Below are 15,268 nucleotides of genomic sequence, written 5' to 3' on the forward strand. Positions count from 1 at the left end.
TGCGTGGGGCGGGAATCATTCCTTTTTTGCCAGGGGTGGGTGCTAGAGGAAATCAAGAGCCCCTCACCCTAGCCCTCTCCCGGAGGGAGAGGGGACTGACCGAGGTGTTTGGCAGAAGTGTGCCGACGTGCGATACCGAGTCGAATGCAAGTTTCAAAACCAACCGAAATCGGCTCCCTCTCCCTCGGGAGAGGGCTGGGGTGGCGAAACCATAAACAGCCGTTACAGCAGCAATGGATTTGTACCCAAAAAACCCCATTGATCCACTTTGCACATCAATCCATGCCAATAATGCAATTAACATCCGGTTACACCTGCGCCACCATCCACCTCAATAAAAACCGTGCGCCGCCCTCCCGTCGCGCACGTCATAAAAGCGGTGGAGTACTTTTCTATGACAGCCTCAATCCCACACAACGGCTCGCGGGCCGGTGCCATTTTCCGGGTGACCTCGGGCAACTTCCTCGAACAATTCGACTTCTTCCTCTTCGGCTTCTACGCCACGCAGATCGCGGCGGTGTTCTTTCCGGCGAGCAGTGAGTTCGCCTCCCTGATGATGACCTTTGCGGTGTTCGGCGCAGGCTTTTTGATGCGTCCGCTGGGCGCCATCGTGCTCGGTGCGTACATCGATGACGTAGGTCGGCGCAAAGGGTTGATCGTCACGCTGTCGATCATGGCCAGCGGCACGATCCTGATTGTGCTGGTGCCCGGATACGAAAGCATCGGCCTGTTTGCGCCGGCACTGGTGTTGATCGGGCGCTTGCTGCAAGGCTTCTCGGCCGGGGCGGAATTGGGCGGTGTGTCGGTGTATCTCGCCGAGATCGCCACGCCGGGCCGCAAAGGTTTCTTCACCGCTTGGCAGTCGGCCAGTCAGCAAGTGGCGATCATCGTCGCCGCCGCTTTGGGCTACGCCTTGAACGCATGGATGGCGCCGGATGTGGTGGCCGATTGGGGCTGGCGGATTCCGTTTTTCGTCGGCTGCATGATCGTCCCGTTCATCTTTTTCCTGCGCCGTAACCTGGCGGAAACCGAAGAGTTCGCCGCACGCAAACACCGCCCAAGCATGGGCGAAGTGTTCCGCACCCTCGGCCAGAACTGGGGCGTGGTACTCGGCGGCATGTTGATGGTCGCGCTGACCACTACCGCGTTTTACCTGATCACCGTGTACGCGCCGACCTTCGGTAAAACCGTGCTGCACCTGAGCACGTCCGACGCGCTGTTGGTGACGCTGCTGGTCGGTGTGTCGAACTTCTTCTGGTTGCCGATTGGCGGCCTGTTGTCCGACCGTATCGGCCGTCGCCCGGTGCTGATTGCCATGTCGCTGCTGGCCCTGGCCACGACTTATCCGGCGCTGTCGTACCTGGTGCAGGCGCCGAGCTTCAGCCACATGCTGCTGTCACTGTTGTGGCTGTCGTTTATCTACGGCTTGTACAACGGCGCAATGATTCCGGCGCTCACCGAGATCATGCCGGTGGAAGTGCGGGTTGCCGGTTTCTCCCTCGCGTATAGCCTGGCCACGGCAATTTTCGGCGGTTTCACCCCGGCGATGTCGACCTTCCTGATTCAGTACACCGGCGACAAAGCCGCGCCGGGTTACTGGATGAGCATCGGTGCGCTATGTGCCTTGTGCGCCACTCTTTATCTGTACCGCCGTGCCGGTGGTCGTCTGCAACCTGTCGCGGCCTGAGGAAAACTCGCCATGAAAAAACTGTTTACTGTCACCGCCCTGCTCGCCGGTCTCGCGTTCAACCTCGCGGCCCAGGCCGAAGAATTGAGCGTGATGACCTCCGGCGGCTTCACCGCCGCCTACAAAATCCTCGGCCCGAAATTCGCCGCCGCCTCCGGCAACACACTGACCACCAGCCTCGGTCCGTCGATGGGCAAAGCACCCGAGGCGATCCCCAATCGCCTCGCGCGCGGTGAACACGCCGACGTGGTGATCATGGTCGGCTATGCCCTCGATGACTTGATCAAGCAAGGCAAGGTCGACCCAGCCTCGCGCGTTGAACTGGCGGATTCGCGGATCGGCCTGGTGGTGCGCGAAGGCGCGCCGAAACCGGACATCAGCAGTGTCGACGGCCTTAAGAAAACCCTGCTCGACGCACAATCGGTGGCCTACTCAGACAGCGCCAGCGGCGTCTACATCGAGCAGCAGTTGTTCAAGAAACTGGGCATCGAAGATCAGCTGAAACCGAAGGCCAAGATGATTGCGAAAATCCCCGTGGGTTCAGTGGTTGCCACCGGCGACTATCAACTGGGCTTCCAGCAGGTCAGCGAATTGCTGCCGGTGCCGGGTGTGAGTTTCGTCGCGAAGATTCCGGAATCGGTGCAGTCGGTGACGCGTTTTGCCGCAGGGATTCCGGTCGGCGCACAGCATCCGCAAGAAGCCAAAGCGCTGCTCGCTTACCTCGCCGCGCCGGCCGCGCAAGCAGACGTGCAGGCCACCGGACTGGATTCGGTCAAGCGCTGACAATCGGCGGCTGGACCTTCATTTCCACCACCAGCCGCTCCAGTTCCAATGCCGCCGGGGTCAACGTGCGACCCCGGCGCTTGATGATGCCGACACTGCGCATCACTTGCGGATCGGTCAGCGGCACCCGCGTCAGGATCGGATGATCCGGCCCAGGCATCGCCATCAGCGGCACCGCCGCCACCCCCAACCCCGCCTCCACCAGACCGATCATCGTTGTCACATGCCGGGTTTCGCAGACGCTCGAGCGCTGCGGCACCACCGTGCTCAACGCCTGGTCGAGCAGAAAGCGGTTGCCGGAGGTCTTGTCCAGCGAGATGTAATCCTGCTGATAAAACTCATCCCACGTCACGCTACTGCGCCCGGCCAACGGATGATCGCGGCGACAAGCGACGACGTAGCACTCCTGCACAAGCGGTTCGAACTCGACTTTGGCATCCTGCGTGCCGAGAAAACTCAAGCCGAAATCCGCCTCGCCATTGACCACCGCACTCAAGACATCGTGCGCACTGGAGTCGAGCACTTTGACTTTGATCCGTGGAAACTGCTGGTGATAGCGCGCGATCACGCGGGGCATGAAGTAGTACGCCGCCGAAGGCACACAAGCAACGGTGACATGGCCCAAACGGGTCGATGCGACTTCGCTGATGCCCAATAACGCAACGTCGAGATCATCGAGCAAACGCTCGACACTGGGCATGAATCCGCGCCCGGCCTGGGTCAGGCTGACCTTGCGTGTGGTGCGTTCGAAGAGTTTTACGCCGAGGGCGTCTTCAAGCTTTTCGATGCGCCGGCTCAAGGCCGGTTGCGAGAGGCGCACGGTGTCGGCGGCCTTGCGGAAACTGCCCTGCTCGACCACGGCGCGAAAAGCTTGCAGGTCGTTGAGGTCGAAGTTGATGGCCATGGCGGGACTCGGGAGATTGATTCGCTTAGGCTATAAATGTAACCAATTGATGCAATTTATTACAGACCACATGAAGATCCCCTGTAGGAGCTGCCGCAGGCTGCGATCTTTTGATCTTGATTCTTCGAAGGCAAAAGCAAGATCAAAAGATCGCAGCCTCGTTGCACTCGACAGCTCCTACAGGGGATCTTCGGTGGATGAAAAGTCGCTGTAGCCCTTATCCTTGTCACCCCCGCCGTACCGTTGTCAGGAGTAACCCCCCATGCCCCATGAAGGCAATCTGTTGCAAGCCGCTGTCGTCTTTCTGTTCGCGGCCGTGCTCACCGTGCCTTTGGCCAAACGTCTGCAACTAGGCGCCGTGCTCGGTTATCTGTTTGCCGGGGTGATCATCGGTCCTTCGGTGCTGGGCCTGATCGGCAACCCGCAAAGCGTCGCGCATATTTCCGAACTGGGCGTGGTGTTGCTGTTGTTCATCATCGGCCTTGAGCTGTCGCCGCGACGTTTGTGGGTGATGCGCAAATCGGTGTTCGGCGTTGGTCTGGCGCAGGTGTTGCTGACGGCTTCGGTGATCGGCGTGCTGGCGCTGTCGGTGTTTGGCCAACCGCTGAACAGTGCGATCGTGCTCGGCCTTGGCCTGGCCCTTTCCTCGACGGCATTCGGTCTGCAAAGTCTGGCCGAGCGCAAAGAACTAACCAGCCCCCATGGGCGGTTGGCGTTTGCGATTCTGTTGTTTCAGGACATCGCCGCGATCCCGTTGATCGCACTGGTGCCGATGCTGGCGGGTGGTGCTCACGACACCAGTAACGCGGAAAGCCTGAACCATGCGTTGCAGGTGCTCGGCGGTATTGCCGTGGTCGTAGTTGGTGGGCGTTATCTGTTGCGTCCGGTGTTCCGCGTGGTGGCGAAAACCGGTTTGCCGGAAGTGTCGACGGCCACGGCGTTGCTGGTGGTGATCGGCACGGCGTGGTTGATGGATCTGGTCGGTGTGTCGATGGCGCTGGGCGCGTTTCTTGCCGGTTTGCTGTTGGCGGATTCGGAATATCGCCATGAACTGGAAGCGCAGATCGAGCCGTTCAAAGGTTTGCTGCTCGGGCTGTTTTTCATCAGCGTCGGCATGGGCGCCAACCTCAGCCTGCTGCTGAGTGCGCCGATCACCGTGCTGGGGCTGACGCTGCTGTTGATCGGGCTGAAATTGCCGCTGCTGTTCGTCGTCGGGCGTCTGGCTGGTGGCTTGAACAAGGTCAGTGCGATTCGCCTCGGTATCGTCTTGGCGGCCGGTGGTGAATTCGCTTTTGTGGTGTTCAAGATCGGTCGCGACCAGGGCCTGTTCGAACCGCGTTTGTATGACTTGCTGGTGTTGACCATCACCCTGTCGATGGCGGTGACGCCGTTGTTGCTGCTGATCTGCGCGCGGCTGGTCAGCCCAAAAGTGCAGCCGGTGGAAGTGCCGGAAAAATACCGTGAGATCGACACTGACACGCCACGCGTGGTGATCGCCGGCATGGGCCGGATGGGCCAGATCGTCGCGCGGATTCTGCGTGCGCAGAACATCAAATTCGTCGCGCTGGACACCTCGGTGGAAACCATTGAACTGTCGCGCAGTTTTGGCGGTGTGCCGGTGTTCTACGGCGACCCGATGCGCCCGGAAATCCTCAATGCGGCCAAGGTCGGTGAGGCGGAATATTTCGTGATTGCCACGGATGATCCGGAGACCAATATCAAGACCGCCGAGGTGGTGCGCAAGCTGTATCCGCACATGAAGATCATCGCCCGGGCGCGTAACCGTCAGCACGTGCACCGTTTGGTCGATGTTGGCGCGGAGGCGATTCGTGAGACGTATTACTCAAGTCTGGAGATGAGTCGGCGCACGTTGGTCGGGCTCGGTCTCACCCAGGCTCAGGCCGATGCGCGGATCAAGCGCTTCAAGCACCACGACGAACAGGTGCTGGAGGCGCAGCACGCGATCTACGACGACGCGGCGAAAGTCCTGCAAACCGCCCAGGAAGCTCGGGCGGAACTGGCGCGGTTGTTCGAATCGGACCAGCTAGAAGAAGAATCCCGCAACACCTGAGCCACACCCGATTGTTCCCACGCTCCGCGTGGGAATACAGCCCGGGACGCTCTGCGTTCCAATTCGCAAGCTGGAACGCGGAGCGTCCCTTGAGGCATTCCCACGCGGAGCGTGGGAACGATCATCTTGCCAAGGTCAGGCCAGTTCCAGTTCCAACGCTTGCTTGACCGGCGCGACTTCAAAGCGGTCCGCCAGAAACGGCGTGATATCCAGCGGCAACGGCTCATCGTTGACCAGTTTGTCCAGCAGCACACCGGTAATCGCCGAGGTCAGAATGCCGGTGCGGAAGTGTCCGCAGGCATTCAAATACCCTTCCACCCCACGCATGGGTCCGAGAATCGGCAACTCATCCGGCGAGCCCGGACGCAAACCCGCCCAGGTGCGTTTCAGATTGACGTCCTTGAGTTCCGGCAGGCAGCGCACCGCGCCCTGCACCAGCCCGGCGATTTCCGGGTAGGTGGTGGTGACGTCGAAGCCCTTATCTTCGGTGGTGCTGCCGATCAGGATCTCGCCGTTGTCCTTCTGCGCCACGTAGCAGTCGCTGGTGGTCAGGCAGCCGTTAAGGATTTTCGGCATGCGCTCGGTCAGCAGAATCTGGCCCTTTACCGGTTTCACCGGGATACGAATACCCGTCGCCCATTCACTCAAGTCCGCCGCCCAGGCACCACCGGCGTTGATCAGCGTCTTGCAGTGGAACACGCCCTCCTCGGCCGTCTGCACACCGGTGACGCGACTGCCGTGATGCAACACACCGGTGACGTTGGTGTTGACGAAGATGTCGACGCCGTTCTGCCGTGCACCTTCCATGTAGGCATCGGCGAGGCGGAACGGGCTGACCTGGTGATCGCAGAGAAACTCCAGTGCCCCGCGTGCTTCGTGGCTGACGCTCGGTTCAGACTCGCGTAGCGCCGCTTGGTCGAGCCAGCGCACCTGATCGGCCAGGTGCGGAATGCAGCCGACGATGTGCTCGGCGTAGAGCCGGTCTTCATCGTCGTAAATGACGAATTTCAACCCGGTCTTTTCGAACTTGAAATCCATGCCGTGGTTGTCTTTCAGCTCACGGTGCAGCGCCGGGTACAGCGCGTTGGACTGCAGGGCGAAATCGAAGAATGACTCCGGCAGAATGTGCGGCGTGCTTGCGTCCACTGCCACCGCCGCGCCCTGGGTTTCGCGCTTGCGGTTGGCCGACATCATGCGGAAGAAAATCACCCCGCAGCCGAGGCCGACCGACTCACCGATCGCCCACAAACCGCCGGCCGACGCACGGGTGGCGTTGCCCGGGCGCTTGGCATCGATCAGCGCCACTTTGAGGTTTTTGCGCTTGGACAATTGATAGGCGCAAGACGCCCCGATCACGCCGCCGCCGGCAATGATCACGTCGTAGAACTTACTCATGGGCAGCGGCCTCCGTGCCAACGGACTGGAACGCGGAAAAAGGAATCGGATCAATCGGAAAACGCGGACGCAACCAACCGACGTCCTTGCGCCCGGTAGCCTGACGCAAGCGATCGCTGCAGTAGCCGACGCACATGCGCCCCTGGCAATCGCCCATGCTTACGCGGGTGCGCATTTTCAGGCTGGCGATGTCTTGCACGCCTTGCTCCAGCGCCAGGTCGATGTCAGCGCGGGTCGCGTGTTCGCAACGGCAGATCACCGTGTCAGCGGCAGGCAATGCGGTCTGGCCGACGCCGCGTTCGGTGTAGCGATCCACAGCAGCGCGAAAGCGCACGATGGCTTTGAGTTTGCTCAAGTAACGGTCGCGGCGCACACGCGCCAATTCCTCTTCGAGCACGCCGCGTTGCAGGAGAATCGAGGTTGCGGCGATCTTGCCGGCGAGCATCGCCGCTTCTCCACCGCGAATCCCGCCCATGTCACCGGCCAGGTGCACGTGGGGTTCGTTACTTTGCTGCCAGACGTTCGCGTTGGCGCGCAGATAACCGTCATCGCTGAAGCCGTGATCCAGGCCCATCTGCTGGCTCAGTTGGGTGCGCGGAATAAAGCCATAACCGACCGCGAGGGTCTTGGCTTCGAAACGCTCGACGCGGCTCATGTCCGGTTCCCACGTGGCCGAGTACGGCGCGACGCTGACGCTTTTCAGCTCGCCCTCACCATGCGCCTCGACCACGCCCCAGCCGTAGTTCATCGGGATGCCGTGCAGTTTCAGGTAGGCGAGCATGCTCAAACCATCGAGAAACAATTGCGGCTTGTTCAGCAGCGCCAGACTTTCGCGGGCAATCTTGCCGAACGCGCAAGCCTCATACACGCCCGCGACGCTGACGCCCGACGCATGCAACTGCGTCGCCACCAGCGGCAGCAACGGCCCGGTGCCGGCGATGATCACCGGCCCTTGCGGCTTGACCACGCCACTTTTGATTTGCAGTTGCAGACCGCCGAGCATGATCACCCCCGGCAACGTCCAGCCCGGAAACGGCACGCTGCGTTCGTGGCAACCGGCAGCCAGGAGCAATTGCGGATACTCGATCTCGTGCAATTGCTCATCGCCATCCAGCACTACCAATGCACGAGTACCTTCGGCGCCGACCACACGATGGTTGAGGCGTACATCGATCAGCCCGGCCTGTTCCTGAAAATCACCGTGCAGTTTGCCCAGCGCTTCGGAGTAGCGCGGGCCGAGATAATCCAGCTGCACGCCGTCACGCAGCGGCCCGCGATAGACCACACCGCCAAGGCGTGAAGCTTCTTCGAGCAAGGTGCAGCGCACCCCGTGGCGCGCCAGTTCGATGGCCGCCGCCATCCCCGCCGGGCCGCCGCCGACGATGACCGGTTGCGGGCTCATACGATCACCTCCTGCGTGGTGATGCGGTTGACCTGGGTTTCGATCTGCATGCCGTCACGCACCACAGTCTGGCAGGCACGGCGTTTGTGCCGGCCGTTGATTTTCACCAGGCAGCACTGGCACACGCCCATGCCGCAATAGGCGCCGGTGATCTGGTCGTGATCGTTACGGGCAATCTGGCGAACGCCGAGGGACTGGATAACACTGAGGACGGTTTCGCCGATGGCGGCGGTGACCGCTTGACCGTTGATGTGGACGGTCATGTCCGCCTGCGCCAACGGCTGGATATCGAAGGTTCTTTCTTGGCAGTGCATTGCTATGTTCATCCGTGAGAGTTCGGTTGAGGTGGTGTCAGCTCCTTGCTGCACTACACCGGGTCGACGCGTTTATTGTGGCTGTGAGGGGCGTCGACGCAGCTACTTCGTCAGCGCAACAAGGTGCGCGTGAAGCACTGTAGTTCATGCCTCAGCAAAGGCCTGGATCATTTACGTTAGGCGATATCGCCCGGCGAAATATTGATCCAGGCCAGTGAAAGCGGCTGGATTGTCCAACGATCAATTGGAGAAGACGTACTGCCCTTTGATCTTCCTTGTACCGACCAAAGCGAGGTCCGGAAACAGCAGCGATTTGACCCAGGCGGCGTAGAACACCATGGCCAGAATGAACGCCACGCCGAGCAGAGTCGACACGGGTTCTTCACTGAAGCCGTAGAATTCACGAGGAATCTGGCTGATCGTGAAGGTGACATAGATTGTGTAAATCACCGCGATGCCCTTGTAAAAGCCCCACGCAAACAAGAGCGGAATCACGCCAATAATCAAGACCATGGTCAATGCCATAGCGATGCCACCGTCATTGATTTGAAGCAGCCCGGCTATCGCCCCGAGAAGTCCCCAGATACCCATCAGTGCGACCAGAATGTTGACTTTAACGGCGTGTCGTTTTCTCAGGGCGGGATCCGGATGCGCCCCGATCCAGCCCGCCAGCACTCGATCCTTGACCTTGCCACCCGAAAACGCCTTGAAGGTTTCGGCCCTGGAATGCCCGCTATCGAGCATTTCGACGACTTTTCGTTTGATTGCTTGCTTGTTCAACGTATTCATCCTTAAACGTGCGCGCAACGGCCGCCCCGTTGCCGACGCGGATTTTCCCCTTGTTGCCCGTCAGAAAGCAAAAAGCCGCTTCCACCCGAAGGTGGAAACGGCCGAGGCATGGGCCTCAATGGAGCAATCAGTGCACGAACAGGGCGATCAGGATGATGATCGGGATCGGTACGCCGAGGAAAAACAGCAGTAATGAGCGCATGGTGATGCTCCTTGTTTAACGGACTGGAGTGGTCGTGGTGTAGGTGTCGACTTCTACGTACTCGACGGCATCCCGACGACGACCGCCGTAAGTAGCCGCGAGGCTGGCGAAGAACGCACCGGCCAACAGCGAAATGAACATCCACAGCGAGGTCAAGGCAGCGACTTTCGCAGCGGTGTCGGCGGCTTGTTGAGCTTTGACTTTGGCGTCGGCGAGGGCTTTCTGAGTGCGCGCATAAATCTCGTCAACGCGACGTTCGGCATCGGCCTGAGTCAGGTTGGTACGTTGCGCGACCAGTTGTGCGAGGTAAGTACGGTCTTCAGCACTCAGCTGACCGTTGGCCAGGCTTTGCGCAAAGATGCGGGCCACAGCGCCATGAGCGGCGTCATCGCTGACAGAGGCCGGACGGTCATCGCGGAACAGGCTGTCGATGTAGTAGCCGTACTGGTTGCTGTCGGTGTTGGCCGCCGCAGAACCGGCTGCTTGAGTCATGGCGCTGGCAGCACCGCCAGCCACACTGGCACCGGCCTGCACACCACCACTGATCACGCTGCTGACCGAGCCGACCACCAGAACTGCAGTGACCAATGTAGCCACACACCAGGCCAGGAAGCCGTGCGCGGTGTCGCGGAAATACACCTCGTCACCGTGCATGTTCGCCCACTTCACCCGCAAGCGACCGGCGATATAACCGCCCATGCCGGAAGCGATGATTTGCGTCAGCGCCAGCCAGACAATCGTTGAAATGCCCAGGCCCTTGGCGCTGACGCCCTCTCCGGCCCACGGTGAAACGGCAGAGAAACCCAAACCGAACCCGAGCAGGACCAAAATCATCGACAGGGCAGCGGCAGCCGCGGCACCTGCGAAAATCGCGCCCCAGGACACGCCCGAAACGCTGCTCGACTCTTCAACGGCAGGATAAAACCCATCAGAAGATCTATTCATTGTTGTTCTGCTCCAGGCATGAAAAATGGTGTTACAACTCGTCAGCAGAGGAATTGCAGTGACCGTGCCATTCGCGAAAATTAAATAAAATTTTTAATTTCAATAAGTTAGAAAGAATGAACTTACGCAAACCTTGCAAATTGCAATAATTGCCGGATAACAGCGGGTTTTATGCATTGGCCTCAAGTATCAATAGCGCTCCAAATCTGCGTTTGTGACAGGTCAACATGAAAGTTAATTTAAAGCGCCAGCGGATTTTCTTGGCAAAATGCTGCCATTCCGTTTGAACCGATCAGCAGGCCTGCCTATGACTCGTATCTTGACCATCGAAGACGACGCCGTGACCGCTCGGGAAATCGTCGCCGAACTGAGCAGCCACGGGCTGGAAGTCGACTGGGTCGACAATGGCCGCGAAGGGCTCGACCGCGCCGTGAGCGGCAACTACGACCTGATCACCCTCGACCGCATGCTGCCCGAACTCGATGGCCTGGCCATCGTCACCACGCTGCGTACCATGGGCGTGGCCACGCCGATTCTGATGATCAGCGCCCTCTCCGATGTCGACGAGCGCGTACGCGGCTTGCGCGCTGGCGGTGATGATTACCTGACCAAACCGTTTGCCACCGATGAAATGGCCGCGCGGGTGGAAGTGTTGCTGCGTCGGCAGAACAGCGGCGCCACTCAGGCAACGACGTTGCAGGTGGCCGACCTCGAACTTGATTTGATCAGCCATGAAGCGCGCCGCGCCGAACAAGTGCTGACGCTGCTGCCGACCGAATACAAGCTGCTCGAATTCCTCATGCGCAACAGCGGCCAGATCCTTTCGCGGATGATGATTTTCGAAGAGGTCTGGGGTTATCACTTCGACCCCGGGACCAACCTGATCGACGTGCACATCGGCCGTCTGCGCAAGAAGATCGACGCCGCCGGCCATGTGCCGCTGATCCGCACGGTACGGGGCTCGGGTTATGTCATTGCCGAACCCGTCTGACGGCTGGCGCTCCTCCAGCAGCCGATTGCTGGCGCTGTACAGTTCGCTGTTCGTGGCCTGGAGCGCGATCCTCATGGGGGTCATGTATTACGAGGTCTCCGGCTACCTCGACAACCTCGCCAAACACTCGTTGATGCAACGTCAGCACCTGTTTTCGCACTTTCGCGGCGAACAACTGGAAGACGCCCTCGCCGCCAGCATGACCTTCGACATTCGCGGCATCGACGCCTATGGCCTGTTCGACGCCAACGGCGTTTACCTCGGTGGAGCGCTCCAGCAGATCCCCGAAGGCCTGCCGCTGGACGGCAAGATCCACATGCTTGCCGAATGCGCCGACTCCGATGACCCGACCCTGCCCAATGACAGCTGCGATGCGGTGGCCACACAAACCCGCGATGGGCGCTGGCTGGTGTTGCTGCGCGACAACGGCTCGCTGTTCGCCGTCACGCGGATCATTTTGCATGCGTTGTTCTGGGGCGTGTCGCTGACGATTCTGCCGGGCATTGCCGGTTGGCATTTACTGCGGCGTCGGCCGTTGCGGCGCATCCGGGCGATTCAGGCCAGCGCTCAGGCGATTGTTGCCGGCGACCTGACCCGGCGCCTGCCCCTGTCCAATCGCCGCGATGAACTGGACATGCTCGCGGCCATCGTCAATGCGATGCTGGAGCGCATCGAGCGCTTGATGAATGAAGTCAAAGGCGTCTGCGACAACATCGCCCATGATCTGCGCACGCCACTGACGCGCCTGCGCGCGCAGTTGTATCGCATGCAGCAGCAGGCTGGTGAAGGTTCGCAGGAAGCGGCGCAACTGGATCTGGTGCTCGCCGAAGCGGACACGCTGATGGCGCGGTTTCGCGGGTTGTTGCGGATTTCCGAGCTTGAGGATCGCCAGCGCCGTTCAGGTTTTGTCGAGCTCGATCCAGTGCAATTGCTGGAAGAACTGCACGAGTTTTATTTGCCATTGGCCGAGGAAGGCGAGCTGCGTTTCGAGCTGAACATGCCGGAGACCCTGCCGCCGCTCAATGGTGATCGGGCGTTGCTGTTCGAGGCCTTGGCCAATCTGCTGAGCAACTCGATCAAGTTCACGCCACCGGGCGGCACGGTGATGTTGCGTGGGGTGAACGCCGGTGGGCAGACGCGGATTGAGGTGCACGACTCAGGGCCGGGGATTCCCGAGGCTGAGCGTGAGGCGGTGTTCCAGCGCTTCTATCGCGCCGAGGGTGGGCAGCCGCAGGGTGGCTTTGGCCTCGGATTGTCGATTGTGGCGGCGATTGTCAGCTTGCATGGCTTCAGTCTTGAAGTCGGCAGCAGTGATCTGGGCGGGGCGAAACTGCTGCTCGATTGCCGGCAGAGCCTGATCGAAAATTCCTGACTCTGCCGACACTCCAAATCGACGCGGTCCCTGTGGGAGCTGGCTTGCCAGCGATGGGGGCCGGTCAGCCGCCGTATAAGGTGACTGAACCACCGCAATCGCTGGCAAGCCAGCTCCCACAGGTCTTTTTGTTTGATGATTAAGCGGGGTAATTGGCACGGAGTGCCTCGAGGCCACCCTGATAGATGCCGTTAAACAACGCCACCACTTCCTCATCACTCACGCCTTTGGCGTTGAAACGACCCGACCACGTCACCCGTGCACCCTGCCCTTGGGCTTCAACCTTGATCGTCGCCAAGTAATCAGTCGCCGGGAACGGTGCCTGTTCGATCGAATAGCTGTAAGTCTTCGCGGCGTTATCGAACGCTTGCAGTCGCTCGATTACCACAGCGCCGTCAGCGGTCTGCAAGGTGCGCACACGGCCACCGTCGCTCAGCTCACTGTTGGGAATAAAGGGCAGCCAATCGGGCAGCGTGTTGAAGCCGCCGATCAATTGCCAGACCTGATCGGCCGAGGCCGGAATGTCGATGGTTGCGGATGCTGTTGGCATAAATAAACGTCTCTCCAGAATTCAGATAGTCAGGCTGTCGACCACGCCGCCATCGACGCGCAACGCGGCGCCGGTGGTGGCCGAGGACAGCGGCGAAGCAATGTAGGTCACCAGATGCGCGACCTCTTCGACATCCGCCACGCGCTGGATGATCGAGGTCGGGCGGGCCTTGCGCACAAAGGCGTCGGCTTCATCGCGCAGGTTGCGCCCGGATTCGGCGGCAGCCTCCTTGAGCATGTCTTCCAGGCCGTCGGTGAAGGTCGGCCCCGGCAGGATCGCATTGACCGTCACCCCGGTGCCAGCCAGACGTTTGGCCAGACCGTGGGACACCGCCAGATTGGCGCTTTTGGTGACGCCGTAGTTGATCATGTCGGCTGGCGTGGCCACGCCGGATTCCGAGGAAAGAAAGATCACCCGGCCCCAGCCCTGCTCGACCATCGCCGGCACGTAGTGCCGCGCCAAGCGCACGCCGGAAATCACATTGACCTCATAGAAGCGCGTCCACTCGCTGTCCGGCGTATCGAAGAAATCCACGTCATTAAAGATGCCGAGATTGTTCACCAGAATGTCCGCGCGCGGCTCAGCGGCGAAGAGTTTTTGCGCGCCCTCGGCCGTGCCCAGATCCGCAGTCAAACCACGCAACTGCGCCCCCGGCACTTTCTGCCGAATGCTCGCCAGCGCCTGCTCGACCTTGGCCGTGTCGCGGCCGATCACCACCACGGTGGCGCCGGATTCGGCCAGCGACTGGCTGATGCCCAGACCAATGCCGGCGGTGCTGCCGCTGACGATGGCCAGTTTTCCACTCAGATCAATCTTCATGCCTTCACCTCATCGATTGGCAATGGTGCACGTTCAGAAACCAGTCTGGCGTCGCGCATCGCCTGCCAGAAACCGGCAGGAATGATCGCCGACAACGCCGCGACATCTTCGGCGATACGACCGGGTTTGCTCGCGCCGGGAATCACTGCAGCGACCGTCGGATTGGCCAGCGAAAACTGTAGCGCGGCGGCTTTGATATCAACGTTGTAAGCGGCGGCGATGCGTTTGATCTGCTCGACCTTGGCGATGACTTCAGGGCTGGCCTGCTGGTATTCGAAGTGCGAGCCGCCGGCGAGAATGCCTGAGCTGTAAGGGCCACCGACAACGATTTCAACGTTCTGCGCCCGAGCCGCATCCATCAAGCGCTGCAGCGGGCGTTCGTGATCGAGCAGCGTGTAGCGACCGGCCAACAGGAAACCGTCCGGCTGCGCTTCGCTGAGATCAAGGGTCAGTTCGCACGGCTCGACTTTGTTCACGCCCAGGCCCCAGCCTTTGATTACGCCTTCTTCGCGCAAGCGGGTGAGCACTTTGAATGCGCCAGTGCGGGCCTGATTGAAGTACTCCAGCCATTGATCGCCGTAAAAATCCTGAGCGATGTCGTGCACCCAGACGATGTCGAGGCGATCGGTTTGCAGACGCTTGAGGCTGTCTTCGATCGAACGCATAGTCGCGTCGGCGCTGTAGTCGTTGACGATCTTGTTCGGCCGACCGTGCTCGAACACCCCGCTCTTCTCGCCGAGATCGCGGGCGGCGGCGTCTTCGATTTCATCGAGAATCACCCGGCCGACCTTGCTGCTCAGCACGTAGTCGTCGCGTTTGTACTGCTTCAGTGCTTCGCCGAGGCGGATCTCCGAAAGACCGGAGCCGTAGAACGGCGCGGTATCGAAGTAGCGCACGCCGGCATCCCACGCGGCGTGCACGGTGGCCTGCGCTTCTTCTTCGGGGATGGCGCGGAACATGTTGCCCAGTGGCGCGGTGCCGAAGCCCAGTTGACCGGGAAGTTTGTCTTTCAAGCTCATTGGATTGTCCTCATACGTTCTTGGT

15 protein-coding genes are annotated in these 15,268 nt (G+C 60.5%); 6 read left to right on the forward strand and 9 right to left on the reverse strand.

Translation table 11 applies throughout. The features are described 5' to 3' along the window. The first annotated feature begins 394 nt into the window (after positions 1 to 394). Positions 395 to 1,687 carry an MFS transporter gene (tcuC, locus tag ACOYXH_RS14225; protein ID WP_095048013.1) on the forward strand — a complete coding sequence of 431 codons (1,293 nt, stop codon included), beginning with the start codon at positions 395 to 397 and terminating at the stop codon, positions 1,685 to 1,687. 12 nt (positions 1,688 to 1,699) lie between these two features. Then, positions 1,700 to 2,470, forward strand: coding sequence for a substrate-binding domain-containing protein (locus ACOYXH_RS14230; RefSeq protein ID WP_095048014.1), 771 nt, complete (start codon positions 1,700 to 1,702; stop codon positions 2,468 to 2,470). Here ACOYXH_RS14230 and ACOYXH_RS14235 read toward each other — a convergent pair. After that, positions 2,460 to 3,374: a LysR family transcriptional regulator gene (locus ACOYXH_RS14235; RefSeq protein WP_220556457.1), complete on the reverse strand. Its 915-nt coding sequence runs from the start codon at positions 3,372 to 3,374 to the stop codon at positions 2,460 to 2,462. The genes ACOYXH_RS14230 and ACOYXH_RS14235 overlap by 11 nt on opposite strands. Before the next feature lie 262 nt (positions 3,375 to 3,636). On the opposite strand from ACOYXH_RS14235, the gene ACOYXH_RS14240 reads away from it, so the two are divergent. Beyond that, positions 3,637 to 5,445 carry a monovalent cation:proton antiporter-2 (CPA2) family protein gene (locus ACOYXH_RS14240; protein WP_095048016.1) on the forward strand — a complete coding sequence of 603 codons (1,809 nt, stop codon included), beginning with the start codon at positions 3,637 to 3,639 and terminating at the stop codon, positions 5,443 to 5,445. 135 nt (positions 5,446 to 5,580) lie between these two features. On the opposite strand, the gene hcnC is transcribed toward ACOYXH_RS14240, so the two are convergent. From hcnC to ACOYXH_RS14260, 4 genes are all read right to left on the reverse strand, one after another. Next, complete coding sequence (gene hcnC / locus ACOYXH_RS14245) at positions 5,581 to 6,840, reverse strand: cyanide-forming glycine dehydrogenase subunit HcnC (protein WP_095048017.1); 1,260 nt, start codon at positions 6,838 to 6,840, stop codon at positions 5,581 to 5,583. Further along, entirely contained in the window at positions 6,833 to 8,242 is a 1,410-nt protein-coding gene (gene hcnB, locus ACOYXH_RS14250; protein WP_460065054.1) for a cyanide-forming glycine dehydrogenase subunit HcnB, read from the reverse strand. Before hcnB ends, hcnC begins: the two co-directional genes overlap by 8 nt. Then, on the reverse strand, positions 8,239 to 8,556 hold the full coding sequence (hcnA, locus tag ACOYXH_RS14255) for a cyanide-forming glycine dehydrogenase subunit HcnA (protein ID WP_194936307.1): 318 nt from the start codon (positions 8,554 to 8,556) through the stop codon (positions 8,239 to 8,241). The genes hcnB and hcnA overlap by 4 nt, the downstream gene beginning before the upstream one ends. A 240-nt stretch (positions 8,557 to 8,796) precedes the next feature. Then, positions 8,797 to 9,336 carry a hypothetical protein gene (locus ACOYXH_RS14260; protein WP_007915001.1) on the reverse strand — a complete coding sequence of 180 codons (540 nt, stop codon included), beginning with the start codon at positions 9,334 to 9,336 and terminating at the stop codon, positions 8,797 to 8,799. Here ACOYXH_RS14260 and ACOYXH_RS14265 point away from each other — a divergent pair. Then, positions 9,329 to 9,538 carry a hypothetical protein gene (locus ACOYXH_RS14265; RefSeq protein ID WP_141231768.1) on the forward strand — a complete coding sequence of 70 codons (210 nt, stop codon included), beginning with the start codon at positions 9,329 to 9,331 and terminating at the stop codon, positions 9,536 to 9,538. The genes ACOYXH_RS14260 and ACOYXH_RS14265 overlap by 8 nt on opposite strands. A 24-nt stretch (positions 9,539 to 9,562) precedes the next feature. On the opposite strand, the gene ACOYXH_RS14270 is transcribed toward ACOYXH_RS14265, so the two are convergent. Next, positions 9,563 to 10,492, reverse strand: a complete 930-nt coding sequence (locus ACOYXH_RS14270; RefSeq protein ID WP_095048019.1) for a hypothetical protein — start codon at positions 10,490 to 10,492, stop codon at positions 9,563 to 9,565. A 307-nt stretch (positions 10,493 to 10,799) separates the two neighbouring features. Here ACOYXH_RS14270 and ACOYXH_RS14275 point away from each other — a divergent pair, with 307 nt between their 5' ends. Continuing rightward, positions 10,800 to 11,483: a response regulator transcription factor gene (locus ACOYXH_RS14275; RefSeq protein WP_007914996.1), complete on the forward strand. Its 684-nt coding sequence runs from the start codon at positions 10,800 to 10,802 to the stop codon at positions 11,481 to 11,483. Further along, entirely contained in the window at positions 11,461 to 12,855 is a 1,395-nt protein-coding gene (locus ACOYXH_RS14280; protein WP_220556461.1) for a sensor histidine kinase, read from the forward strand. Before ACOYXH_RS14275 ends, ACOYXH_RS14280 begins: the two co-directional genes overlap by 23 nt. A gap of 139 nt (positions 12,856 to 12,994) precedes the next feature. Here the strand turns inward: ACOYXH_RS14280 and ACOYXH_RS14285 are convergent, their stop codons facing one another. The 3 genes from ACOYXH_RS14285 to ACOYXH_RS14295 are packed head-to-tail and all read right to left on the reverse strand — an operon-like array spanning position 12,995 to position 15,243. Continuing rightward, positions 12,995 to 13,405 (reverse strand): SRPBCC family protein, encoded by a 411-nt coding sequence (locus ACOYXH_RS14285; RefSeq protein WP_250604307.1) that lies wholly within the window; start codon positions 13,403 to 13,405, stop codon positions 12,995 to 12,997. A 21-nt stretch (positions 13,406 to 13,426) separates the two neighbouring features. Beyond that, positions 13,427 to 14,224 (reverse strand): SDR family NAD(P)-dependent oxidoreductase, encoded by a 798-nt coding sequence (locus tag ACOYXH_RS14290; RefSeq protein WP_095048022.1) that lies wholly within the window; start codon positions 14,222 to 14,224, stop codon positions 13,427 to 13,429. Then, positions 14,221 to 15,243, reverse strand: a complete 1,023-nt coding sequence (locus ACOYXH_RS14295) for an aldo/keto reductase (RefSeq protein WP_095124525.1) — start codon at positions 15,241 to 15,243, stop codon at positions 14,221 to 14,223. Before ACOYXH_RS14295 ends, ACOYXH_RS14290 begins: the two co-directional genes overlap by 4 nt. Between the last annotated feature and the right edge of the window lie 25 nt (positions 15,244 to 15,268).

The organism is Pseudomonas sp. Mb7 (assembly GCF_054790525.1).

Bases quoted from the DNA above. Each gene is read 5' to 3' on its own strand.
- ACOYXH_RS14280 (WP_220556461.1), top strand. From the start codon at position 11,461: ATGTCATTGCCGAACCCGTCTGACGGCTGGCGCTCCTCCAGCAGCCGA.
- hcnC (WP_095048017.1), bottom strand. From the start codon at position 6,840: ATGAGTAAGTTCTACGACGTGATCATTGCCGGCGGCGGCGTGATCGGG.
- hcnB (WP_460065054.1), bottom strand. From the start codon at position 8,242: ATGAGCCCGCAACCGGTCATCGTCGGCGGCGGCCCGGCGGGGATGGCG.
- ACOYXH_RS14270 (WP_095048019.1), bottom strand. From the start codon at position 10,492: ATGAATAGATCTTCTGATGGGTTTTATCCTGCCGTTGAAGAGTCGAGC.
- tcuC (WP_095048013.1), top strand. From the start codon at position 395: ATGACAGCCTCAATCCCACACAACGGCTCGCGGGCCGGTGCCATTTTC.
- ACOYXH_RS14235 (WP_220556457.1), bottom strand. From the start codon at position 3,374: ATGGCCATCAACTTCGACCTCAACGACCTGCAAGCTTTTCGCGCCGTG.
- ACOYXH_RS14230 (WP_095048014.1), top strand. From the start codon at position 1,700: ATGAAAAAACTGTTTACTGTCACCGCCCTGCTCGCCGGTCTCGCGTTC.
- ACOYXH_RS14275 (WP_007914996.1), top strand. From the start codon at position 10,800: ATGACTCGTATCTTGACCATCGAAGACGACGCCGTGACCGCTCGGGAA.
- hcnA (WP_194936307.1), bottom strand. From the start codon at position 8,556: ATGCACTGCCAAGAAAGAACCTTCGATATCCAGCCGTTGGCGCAGGCG.
- ACOYXH_RS14290 (WP_095048022.1), bottom strand. From the start codon at position 14,224: ATGAAGATTGATCTGAGTGGAAAACTGGCCATCGTCAGCGGCAGCACC.
- ACOYXH_RS14285 (WP_250604307.1), bottom strand. From the start codon at position 13,405: ATGCCAACAGCATCCGCAACCATCGACATTCCGGCCTCGGCCGATCAG.
- ACOYXH_RS14240 (WP_095048016.1), top strand. From the start codon at position 3,637: ATGCCCCATGAAGGCAATCTGTTGCAAGCCGCTGTCGTCTTTCTGTTC.
- ACOYXH_RS14295 (WP_095124525.1), bottom strand. From the start codon at position 15,243: ATGAGCTTGAAAGACAAACTTCCCGGTCAACTGGGCTTCGGCACCGCG.